At 72.3% G+C, this 10,943-nt stretch carries 6 protein-coding genes and 1 pseudogene; 1 reads left to right on the top strand and 6 read right to left on the bottom strand.

What is annotated here, in order from left to right:
* The first annotated feature begins 102 nt into the window (after window positions 1–102).
* Window positions 103–1,764, top strand: coding sequence for an energy-dependent translational throttle protein EttA (gene ettA, locus CSC64_RS13460; protein ID WP_162435844.1), 1,662 nt, complete (start codon window positions 103–105; stop codon window positions 1,762–1,764).
* Here the strand turns inward: ettA and CSC64_RS13455 are convergent.
* From CSC64_RS13455 to xerD, 6 genes and pseudogenes are all read right to left on the bottom strand, one after another.
* Window positions 1,748–2,542, bottom strand: a complete 795-nt coding sequence (locus CSC64_RS13455) for a SapC family protein (protein WP_162435843.1) — start codon at window positions 2,540–2,542, stop codon at window positions 1,748–1,750. The genes ettA and CSC64_RS13455 overlap by 17 nt on opposite strands.
* Window positions 2,543–2,672: 130 nt before the next feature.
* A complete protein-coding gene (locus tag CSC64_RS13450; RefSeq protein ID WP_162435842.1) occupies window positions 2,673–3,536 on the bottom strand; it encodes a glycosyltransferase family 2 protein in 864 nt (287 codons plus the stop codon).
* The gene (locus tag CSC64_RS13445; protein ID WP_162435841.1) at window positions 3,533–4,384 is read right to left on the bottom strand and encodes a glycosyltransferase; all 852 of its coding nucleotides are present in this window, start codon (window positions 4,382–4,384) and stop codon (window positions 3,533–3,535) included. Before CSC64_RS13445 ends, CSC64_RS13450 begins: the two co-directional genes overlap by 4 nt.
* A gap of 256 nt (window positions 4,385–4,640) precedes the next feature.
* Window positions 4,641–8,519, bottom strand: a complete 3,879-nt coding sequence (gene purL, locus CSC64_RS13440) for a phosphoribosylformylglycinamidine synthase (protein WP_162435840.1) — start codon at window positions 8,517–8,519, stop codon at window positions 4,641–4,643.
* An 88-nt stretch (window positions 8,520–8,607) separates the two neighbouring features.
* Window positions 8,608–9,429, bottom strand: a complete 822-nt coding sequence (locus tag CSC64_RS13435) for a thioredoxin fold domain-containing protein (protein ID WP_162435839.1) — start codon at window positions 9,427–9,429, stop codon at window positions 8,608–8,610.
* Between the two features lie 448 nt (window positions 9,430–9,877).
* A pseudogene (gene xerD / locus CSC64_RS13430) lies at window positions 9,878–10,869 on the bottom strand (site-specific tyrosine recombinase XerD).
* Between the last annotated feature and the right edge of the window lie 74 nt (window positions 10,870–10,943).

The raw sequence follows: 10,943 nt of genomic DNA, 5'->3' as shown, positions 1-10,943 counted from the left end.
AATCGGCAGGTCCCGATCCCCCCGACCGGCACCCCCTCAACACCCTCCCAGCGGCCCCTGCCCGGCAGGCGGCCGCTGTCCGTCCGCGGAGTCCAACGTCCCATGTCGCAGTACATCTACACCATGAACCGCGTGTCCAAGGTGGTCCCGCCCAAGCGGCAGATCATCAAGGACATCTCGCTGAGCTTCTTCCCGGGCGCCAAGATCGGCCTGCTGGGCCTGAACGGCGCCGGCAAGTCCACCGTGCTGCGGATCATGGCCGGCGTGGACCAGGACTTCGAGGGCGAGGCCCGGCCGCAGCCGGGGATCAAGGTCGGCTACCTGGAGCAGGAGCCGCGCCTGAACCCGGAGCAGACCGTGCGCGAAGCGGTCGAGGAAGGCGTCGGCGAGGTGCTGCAGGCCCAGGCCGCGCTGGAGCAGGTCTACGCCGCCTACGCCGAGGACGGCGCCGACTTCGACGCGCTGGCCAAGGAGCAGGAGCGCCTGGAGGCGATCCTCGCCAGCGGCGACGCCAGCACCCTGGAACAGCAGCTGGAGATCGCCGCCGACGCGCTGCGCCTGCCACCGTGGGACGCGGTGATCGGCAAGCTGTCTGGCGGCGAGAAGCGCCGCGTCGCGCTGTGCCGCCTGCTGCTGCAGAAGCCGGACATGCTGCTGCTCGACGAACCGACCAACCACCTGGACGCCGAGTCGGTGGAATGGCTGGAGCAGTTCCTGGCCCGCTACACCGGCACCGTGGTCGCGGTCACCCACGACCGCTACTTCCTCGACAACGCCGCCGAGTGGATCCTTGAGCTGGACCGCGGCCGCGGCATCCCGTGGAAGGGCAACTACACCGAGTGGCTGCAGCAGAAGGACGAGCGCCTCAAGCAGGAAGAAAACCAGGAGAAGGCCCGCCAGAAGGCGATCCAGAAGGAACTGGAATGGGCCCGGCAGAACGCCAAGGGCGGCCGCTCCAAGGGCAAGGCGCGCCTGGGCCGCCTGGAAGAGCTGCAGTCGGTCGACTACCAGAAGCGCCAGGAGACCAACGAGATCTTCATCCCGCCGGGCGAGCGCCTGGGCAACAAGGTCATCGAGTTCAAGAACGTCTCCAAGAAGTTCGGCGACCGCCTGCTGATCGACGACCTCAGCTTCTCGGTGCCGCCGGGGGCGATCGTCGGCATCATCGGCCCCAACGGCGCCGGCAAGTCGACCCTGTTCAAGATGATCACCGGCGCCGAGAAGCCGGACTCCGGCTCGATCGAGACCGGCCCGACCGTGAACCTGGCCTACGTGGACCAGAGCCGCGGCGCGCTGGAAGGCAACCACAACGTGTTCCAGGAAGTCTCCGGCGGCCTGGACATCCTCAACATCAACGGCATCGAGATCCAGTCGCGCGCCTACATCGGCCGCTTCAACTTCAAGGGCCAGGACCAGCAGAAGCTGGTGGGCACGCTGTCCGGCGGCGAGCGCGGCCGCCTGCACATGGCCAAGACCCTGCTGCAGGGCGGCAACGTGCTGCTGCTCGACGAACCGTCCAACGACCTGGACATCGAGACCCTGCGCGCGCTGGAAGACGCCCTGCTGGAGTTCCCGGGCAACACCTTCGTGATCTCGCACGACCGCTGGTTCCTGGACCGCATCGCCACCCACATCCTCGCCTTCGAGGGCGACTCGCACGTGGAGTTCTTCCAGGGCAACTACCGCGAGTACGAGGAAGACAAGAAGCGCCGCCTGGGCGACGATGCCGGCCCGCACCGGCTGCGGTTCAAGGCGCTGAAGTAAGCGGCCGGGGCGCCCGGGCATCCCGGGCCTCCTGCCCCTGCGCGCCTTCCCGTTCGCGGATGCGGCGCTGCTTCTCGGCGATCAGCCGGCGCATGTTCTGCAGCGAAGCCAGCACCATGTAGGCGCTTTCGAGCCAGCCTGCGCGATGCAGGTCGTGCAGCGCGCCGGCGTCCAGCGCCGCCAGGCGCTCGCGGTCGATCCCGTACAGCCCGCCCAGGTTGACCCCGTGGCCGGGATCGAAGCGCACGTCCATGGCCAGCGGCTGGATCAGCTCCAGCGCCTCGAACGCGGCGAACATGCCCTGCCCGGCCTGCACGCCGTCGTTGATCCCGCGCAGCACGCCGATGATGTGCTCCAGGTAGGGGCTGTTGCCGCCCTTCGGCAGGAACACCGGCTCGCCGCCCTGGCCGGTGACCACCCGCGGGTGGTCCAGGTCGACGTGGATGACCGGTTCGTTGCGCAGCTGGCCATCGACCTGCTGCTCCTGGAAGCCGATCAGGAACGGCCCGCGCGCCACCGACGCCGGCAGGTACGACGCGTTCCAGCTTCCGCCCTGCAGGAACAGGTTCTCGTGGTGGTCGAAGCCGAGCAGGGCCACGGCCTGGAACCCGCCGGAGGCGTCCTTGCGGAAGAACAGCGGGTACTCGCGCTGCAGCTCGGCGAACTCGGTCGGGAACGCCTGGACCATGCCGACGTTGTCGCCGAAGCCGACACCGAAGCGGGTCGACACACGCAGGTCCTGGTGCGCGACGTTGTTGAGCAGCTCGTAGCGGGCCATTGCGGCTCCATGTTGGCCGGTGCGGTCCCGGTGATCCCCGGCGCCAGGCGGACGCCGGCGCCGGGCGCTGGCCACCGCGCCGACCTTATCGGCAATCCCGCGCCAGCCGCAAGTTGCAGGTGGTCGCCCGCTAGGTTCCGGAGCGCCGGGAAAAGACGCGTGGCACGACGACCGCGAAATGCGCCCAGATCGCGGCGAACACCGCCGCACGGGTGACCGGTCCGCGCCGGGCCGCCTCGAACTTGCGGAAGTAGCGCCACAGCCCGCGGTGCTTGTGCCATTCCACGAACAGCGGCCGCGAGCGGCTGGAGACGCCGCGCGCGTGCAGCACGGCCACGTCGTTGGCCACCGCCACCGTGGCCCCGGCCAGGCGCGCGCGCCGGCACAGGTCCAGGTCCTCGGCATGCAGGCGGTAGCCCTCGTCGAAGCCTCCGATCCGTTCGAACAGCGCGCGCGGCATCAGCATCAGCGCCCCCGATATCGCCTCCACCGGTTGCAGCGTGCGCGCCGGATCCATCGCCACGTCCAGGCGGCTGCCGCGGGCCGGCGCGCGCAGCATCGCGGCGAAGTCCGGGTCGCGCCGCCGCGCCGCGCCGTCGCGCACGCCGTCGTCGCCCAGCAGGTCCGCGCCGAGCAGCGCTTCGCCGCCGAGCGCCTGCGCATGCGCGCGCAGGCGCTCCAGCGAGTCCGGCAGCACCTGCAGGTCGGGATTGACGAAGGCCAGCCAGGGTGCGTCGCTGTCGGCCGCGCCCTGGTTGCAGGCCACGCCGAAACCCGGGTTGTCCGGGTTGGCGATAAAGCGCACCCGCGGGTCGGCCAGCGCGTGCCGCTGCAGGATCTCCAGGCTGGCGTCGTCGGAGCCGTTGTCGACCACGCGCACCTGCGACACCGCGCGCGCGGCGCGTAGCCGCACCAGACATTCGTCCAGGGTCGATGCGCTGCGGTAGCTGACCACTACCGCGGCGATGCCGTCGGCCTCGCCCGGCGCGCTCATGCGGCCGGCTCCGCCGATGCGGCGAACAGGTCGTGCTGCGGCGTGGTGCGCAGCCTCTCGTGCAGCTGCTGCAGCTGTTCGCGGGCCTGCTGCAGCGGATCGTTCATCAGGAAGCCGGCCAGGCGCGGGTGCCAGGCCGGCCAGCGCGCGGCCAGCGCCTCCAGGTCGCCGTCGGCCGGACCGCCCTCGCCACCGCGGGCGACGAACGCGGTTTCGCACAGCACGTTCCGCCAGCCCAGGCCGGACAGGCGCAGCGACAGGTCGGTCAGCGCGGCATACCAGGAGCCGTAGCTGGCCGCGTCCAGGCCGCCGACGCGCATCCTCGCGCTGCCGCGCAGGGCCACGGCGTGGCCGACCGCGGCCGGCAGTTCCGGATGCTGCGGCGGCATCGCGGCACAGGCCTGCGCGGTGAGCGCCGGCTCTGCCGGCAACGGCGAGATCTCGCCCAGCCGCGGCCAGCCGGCGGTCTCGCCGGCGTTGCACCAAGGCGTGGCGGTGGCCACGGCCGCGTCGCGCGCCAGGCAGGCGGCGAGTTGGGCCAGCCAGCCGTGCAGGGGCTGGGCGTCGGCGGCAAGGACGACGACGTCCGCGTCGCCGCAGGCCTGCAGCATTTCCTGCAGGTGGGCGACCTCGCCGATCGGGTGGGCGCGGCGGGTGTATTCGGCGCGCAGGCGGGTGCGCTGCAGCCAGCGTTCGACGATATCGATGCCGCGCGGCCCGGCCTGGGCGTCGTCCGCCAGCCAGATGGGGGTGCCGGCGGGGGTGGCGGCGTCCAGCGCGGCCAGGCAGGCGTCGAGCGCGTCCTCGTCGGAACCGAGCGGCAGCAGCACGATGGGCAGGTCGCTCACGTTCCTGTGCGTTCTCCTCGGGCAACGGCCCGGACTTTAGCAGGGCATGGCGGGGCCGACGGCCATCGTCGCGGCGAGCTCCCCTGTAGGAGCCCACTTCAGGGGGCGACCCGGCGACGCAGGAACGCAGCCCGCGTACAACGCACCGGCTCCGGAGGCATGCGCGGTATCGCGTCATGTCTTCCGACCCCGTCGGGTCGCCCCCTGAAGTGGGCTCCTACAGGAAGCAGGGCGCTAACCGGACGGCGCGGTCGGGTCAGCCCACCCACACCCGTGCGTTGCGGAACATCCGCATCCATGGCGAGTCCCCGCCCCACTCCGGCGGATGCCAGGACAGGTTCACCGTGCGGACCACGCGCCCGGGGTGCGGCATCAGGATCGTGGCGCGGCCGTCGTCGCTGCACAGGCCGGTGATGCCGTCCGGAGAACCGTTCGGGTTGAGCGGATAGGTCGAAGCCACCTGGCCGTCGCCGTCGATGTAGCGCAGCGCGATCCGCGCCGCAGCCTGGTCGGCCGCATTGTCGAACTCGGCGCGGCCCTCGCCGTGCGCCACCGCCACCGGGATCCGCGAGCCGGCCATCCCGCGCAGCAGGACCGACGGCGACTCGAGCACTTCCAGCAGCGCGGTACGTGCCTCGAACTGCTCGCTGCGGTTGCGCAGGAACTTCGGCCAGTGCTGCGCACCCGGGATGATGTCTCGCAGCTGGCTCATCATCTGGCAGCCGTTGCACACGCCCAGCGAGAACGTGTCCGGGCGCGCGAAGAACGCCGCGAACGCCTCGCGCAGCGCGCTGCGCTCCAGGATCGAGGTCGCCCAGCCGCGGCCGGCGCCGAGCACGTCGCCGTAGCTGAAACCGCCGCACGCGGCCAGGCCGGTGAAACCGTCCAGCGCGATGCGGCCGGCGACCAGGTCGCTCATGTGCACGTCGACCGCGGTGAAACCGGCGCGGTCGAACGCGCGCGCCATCTCGAGCTGGCCGTTGACGCCCTGCTCGCGCAGGATCGCCACGCGCGGACGCCGGCCCTTGGCAATAAAAGGAGCGGCCACGTCTTCTGCTGGATCGAACCCCAGCTTCGGCTTCAGTCCCGGCGCATGGAAATCGCGCGCGACCGCGCGCTCCTGGTCGGCGCTGTCCGGGTTGTCGCGCAGCTTCTGCATGGCGTGGGTCACCGACCACCATGCATCGAACAGTTCCTCCCAGCGCCACTCCGCCAGCAGCCCGCCGTCCAGGCGCACGCGCACCTTCGGCACCGCGGTCGGCCTTGCGATGCGCTGCGCGCATTCGGTCAGCGCATGGCGCTCGACCAGGTCGGCGAACGCGGCGCGGTCCTCGTCGGCGACCTGCACCACCGCACCCAGCTCCTCGTTGAACAGGCTGCCGAACGGATCGTCGCCCCACGCGTCCAGGGTGATGTCCAGGCCGCGGCGCGAGGCGAAGGCCATCTCGCACAGCGCGGCGAAGGCACCGCCGTCGCTGCGGTCGTGGTAGGCCAGCAGCAGCCCGGCCTCGCGCGCATCGCAGACCAGCGCGAAGAAGTTGCGCAGGCGTTCGGGGTCGTCCAGGTCCGGCACGTCGCCACCGAACGCCGGCAGCGCCTCGTGGCCGGCATGCACCTGGGCCAGCACCGAGCCGCCCATGCGCCGCTTGCCGCCGCCCAGGCCGATCAGCCACAGCTCGCTGTCGTCGCCGGCGGCGAGCAGCGGGGTGAGCTGGCCATGCACGTCTTCCACCGGGGCGAACGCGGACACGATCAGCGACACCGGCGACACCGACTTGTGCGCCTGGCCGCCGTCCTGCCATTGCGCCTGCATCGACAGCGAGTCCTTGCCCACCGGGATGCTGATTTCGAGCTGGGGGCACAACTCCATGCCCACGGCGTGGACCGCGTCGTACAGCAGCGCGTCCTCGCCCGGGTGGCCGCAGGCTGCCATCCAGTTCGCCGACAGCTTGACGTGCTCCAGCGCCTGCACCGGTGCCGCGCACAGGTTGGTGATCGCCTCGCCCACGGCCATGCGCGCGGCGGCGGCCGAATCGAGCAGCGCCAGCGGGGTGCGCTCGCCGATGGCCATCGCTTCGCCGGCGTAGCCGTCGTAGTCGGCCAGGGTGATCGCGCAGTCGGCCAGCGGCAGCTGCCACGGTCCGATCATCTGCTCGCGCGCGGTCAGGCCGCCGACGCTGCGGTCACCGATGGTGACCAGGAAATTCTTGGAAGCCACGGTCGGATGCGCGAGCACGCGCAGGCCGGCCTGGTGCAGGTCCAGCCCGGCGGCGGCCAGCGCCGGCCACGGCGCGGCCGGACGGCGCACGGCGTCGCGGTGCATCTTCGGCGGCTTGCCGAACAGCACGTCCATGGGCAAATCAATGGGGGCATCGGCCGGAATATTGCCGGGGGTCGCGCCATAGGCGACCACCAGCCGTTCCTCCGCCGTAGCCACACCGACCGCGGCGAACGGGCAGCGCTCGCGCACGCAGATCGCGGCGAACTCGTCCAGCCGGTCGGCCGGTACGCCGAGCACGTAGCGCTCCTGCGATTCGTTGCACCACAGTTCCAGCGGCGACAGCGACGGGTCGTCGCTGGGCACCTTGGCCAGGTCGATCACGCCGCCTACGCCCGAGTCGTGCAGCAGCTCGGGAATCGCGTTGGACAGGCCGCCCGCGCCGACATCGTGGAAGAAGTGGATCGGGTTGCGCCCGCCCATCGCCACGCAGCGGTCGATGACCTCCTGGCAGCGGCGCTCCATCTCCGGGTTGTCGCGCTGCACGCTGGCGAAATCCAGGTCCTCGGCGCTTTCGCCCGAGGCCACCGACGAGGCCGCGCCGCCGCCCAGGCCGATCAGCATCGCCGGGCCGCCGAGCACGACCACCGCATCGCCCGGCTGCATCCGGATCTTGTCGACCTGGATGCGGTCGATCGCGCCGAGGCCGCCGGCGAGCATGATCGGCTTGTCGTAGGCGCGGGTGCTGCCGTTCTCCGGCAGTTCGAAGCTGCGGAAATAGCCGAGCAGGTTCGGCCGGCCGAACTCGTTGTTGAACGCGGCACCGCCCAGCGGACCGTCGGTCATGATCTCCAGCGCCGGGGCCATGCGCGGATTCAGCGCGCGCGGCGCCTCCCACGGCTGCGGCAGCGTCGGGATCCGCAGGTGCGAAACCGAGAAGCCGGTCAGGCCGGCCTTGGGCTTGCCGCCGCGGCCGGTGGCGCCCTCGTCGCGGATCTCGCCGCCGGCGCCGGTGGAGGCGCCCGGGAACGGCGAGATCGCGGTCGGGTGGTTGTGGGTCTCGACCTTGATCTGGAACGCCGACGGCACCGCCGCTTCGGTGCGGTACTCGCCGGTGGCCGGATCCGGCCGGTAGCGCGCGGCGACGTGGCCGGCGATCACCGCGGCGTTGTCGCTGTAGGCGCTGAGCGTGTGCTGCGGGCTCTTCTGGTGGGTGTTCCTGATCATCCGGAACAGGGAGCGCTCCTGCTCCTGCCCGTCGATGGTCCAGCTGGCGTTGAAGATCTTGTGCCGGCAGTGCTCGGAGTTCGCCTGCGCGAACATCATCAGCTCGACGTCGGACGGGTCGCGCCCGAGCTCCGAATAGCGGGCGCGCAGGTATTCGATCTCGTCGTCGGCCAGGGCCAGGCCCAGGCGACGGTTGGCGCTTTCGAGCTCGGCCAGGGCGATGCGCTCGAGCCGGCCGCGCGGCTGCGCGGCGAACAGCGCCTGCGCGTCATCGCGCGAGGCGAGCAGCGACTGGGTCATCGGATCGTGCAGCAGCTTCGCCACCGCCACCTGCGTGGCGGTATCGGCCGGCCAGCCGGCCAGGTCCAGGCGCAGGCCACGCTCCACCCGCGCCACCGCAAGGCCGGCGCCCTGCAGCAGTTCGGTGGCCTTGCTCGACCACGGCGAGCGCGTGCCCAGCCGCGGCACCACGAAGCGCGACAGCGCGCCTTCGGCCAGCGCGGCCTGGCCGTCGCCGGCCTGGAGGATGCGGTGCAGGACGGCCGGATCGGGCGCGCCGTCGCCGGGCTGGACGAAGTAGACGTGCCAGGCGCCTTCGACGCGCAGGCCGGGGACCAGGGACTGCAGGCGGGTTTCGAGCCGCTGCCGGCGGAACGGCGAAAGGGCGGGCGCGCCCTCGAGGACGATCATGTCCGGGGAAGTCGCAGGGGAAGGCCGGCCATTGTACCGGACCGCGCGGTGCCGTTCCGGAGGCCCCGCAGAGGGCCGGCCCCTCCGCTCAGCGCGCGCCGCCCGCCGCGGCGGCGGTGCCTTCGAGCGCCTGCAGCATCTGCTGCGGGGCCAGGTAGCCGCCCAGCTGGGTGCCGTCTTCGGTGAACACGGCCGGCGTGCCGCTCACGCCCACCCGCAGGCCGAGCTCGTACTGCTGCGCCACCGGGTTGTCGCACTGCTTCTTCGGCACCCGCTGCCCGGCCTTGGCCTCGGACAGGGCGTGGCGACGGTCGCCGGCGCACCAGACCGATTCCATGTCGCGGAAGTCCTGGCTGGCCGGGCCCATGCGCGGGAACGCCACGTACTGGACCGCGATCCCGAGCCGGTTGTAGTCGGCGATCTGCTGGTGCATGCGCCGGCAGTAGCCGCACTCGATGTCGGTGAACACGGTGAGGGTGTGCCTGGTGTTCGGCGGCGCGAACACGATCCGGTCTTCCACCGGGGCCTTCGCCAGCAGGGCGCGGCGATGCGCCATCAGCCCTTCGCTGGCCACCGGCTTGCGCTCCTGCAGGTCGAAGGGCTGCGACTGGATCAGGTAGCGGCCATCGTCGGAGACGTACAGCAGTTCGCCGCCCAGGAGCACCTCGCGGAAGCCCGGGAACGGCGCCGCGCCGACGTACTCGGGGGCCAGGCCCGGGGCGACCGCCTGCAGGGCCGCGAGCACGTTCGCCTCCGCGGTGCCGGCCGCGGCCGTGGCGGCGGGACGGGCGGCGGTGGCCTTGGCCTCGGGCTTGGCAGGCGCCTGGCTGGCGGCGGCCGGAGCGGCCTGCTGGGCGCAGGCGCTGAGGCTGAAGGCGCCCAGCAGCGCGGCGGCGAAGAGTCGGGACATGGGGACCACCGTCGGGGGTAAAAGTCGGGGGATTTTCGCACACCGGCGCGAGCCGACCGGCCTGGACCAGGATCGCGTTGGGCCGCCGTTGTAGAGCGGGGCTTGCCCCGCTGCTCCCCCCCATCGCTCCGCCATGCGTGGGCAGCCGGGCAAGCCCGGCTCTACGCGAGGGCGCCTGCCGGGCGTTCGGCAGGCCGCGCGGCAGTGCCGCGGGCTGCGGCGTTCGAATTGTCGCGCCTGCCATCCATGGCGTGACGTGGTCGGCTCCGGAAAGCCCGGCCCGGCCATTCATGGCCGGGCGTTCGGCAGGCCGCGCGGCAGTGCCGCGGGCTGCGGCGTTCGATCTGTCGCACCTGCCATCCATGGCGTGACGTGGTCGGCTCCGGAACGCCCGGCCCGGCCATCCATGGCCGGGCGTTCGCGGTTTCGCGGCATGCCGCGAAACCGCTCACCCCCTCGGGTGGTGCCTGGCGTGGAGGCGTTGCAGGTGTTCGCGGGCTACCAGGGTGTAGATCTGGGTGGTGGACAGGCTGGCGTGGCCCAGCAGCAGCTGCAGCGCGCGCAGGTCGGCGCCGTGGTTGAGCAGGTGGGTGGCGAAGCTGTGGCGCAGGCCATGCGGGGTGACCGTGGCCGGGTCGATCCCGGCGGCCGCGGCGTGGCGCTTGAGCGCGCGCCAGTATTCCTGGCGGGTGGGCGCATGGCGCCTGGCGGTCAGGAACAGCGGCACCCGGCCCTGCGCGTCGGCCGGCACCGGCCTGCCCGCGGCCAGCTGCGGCCGCGCCTGCGCCAGATAGCGCTCCAGCCAGTGCTGCGACTCCTCGCCCAGCGGCACCAGCCGCTCCTTGCCGCCCTTGCCCAGCACCCGGACCACGCCCTGACGCAGGTTCACCGCATTGGCCGGCAGGTCGACCAGCTCGCTCACGCGCAGGCCGGCGGCGTACATCAGTTCGAGCATGGCGCGGTCGCGCAGGCCCTCCGGGGTATCGATGTCGGGCGCGGCCAGCAGGGCGTCGACCTGGGATTCGGTCAGCGCCTTGGGCAGCGGCCGCGGCAGGCGCGGCGGTTCGATCAGCGCGGCCGGATCGTCGGCACGCGCGCCCGAGCGCACCCGCCAGGCGTAGAACGCGCGCAGGCTGGCGCGCAGGCGGGCGTTGCTGCGCGGCTGGTAGCCGTGGCCGGCGCGCCAGCGCAGGTACTCGAACAGCACGGCGCGGCGGCGCGGGCCAGCCCGCCGCCGGCGCCGTCGCGCCAGCGCGCCAGCAGCTCCAGGTCGCGGCGGTAGGCGTCCTGGGTCTGCCGTGCCAGGCCGTGCTCGGCCCAGGCCGCGTCGATGAAGCGGCTGATCGCCATGGCATCGGCCTCGCGCAGCGGCGGCAGCGCCTGGGCGATGCGGCGGCGGTCGGCGGCGGTGCCGCGCGCGGGACGGGGTTCGGGCGTCATCGGCCACAGGATAGCCGCGGCACCCCGCTATCCTGTGCCCCCATGGAAGACACCCCCGCCGCCGCACCCCCTCC

The sequence above is a fragment of the Pseudoxanthomonas koreensis genome (genome assembly GCF_010093225.1).
Taxonomy (GTDB): domain Bacteria; phylum Pseudomonadota; class Gammaproteobacteria; order Xanthomonadales; family Xanthomonadaceae; genus Pseudoxanthomonas; species Pseudoxanthomonas koreensis.
This window is presented reverse-complemented; position numbering and strand designations above follow the sequence as displayed.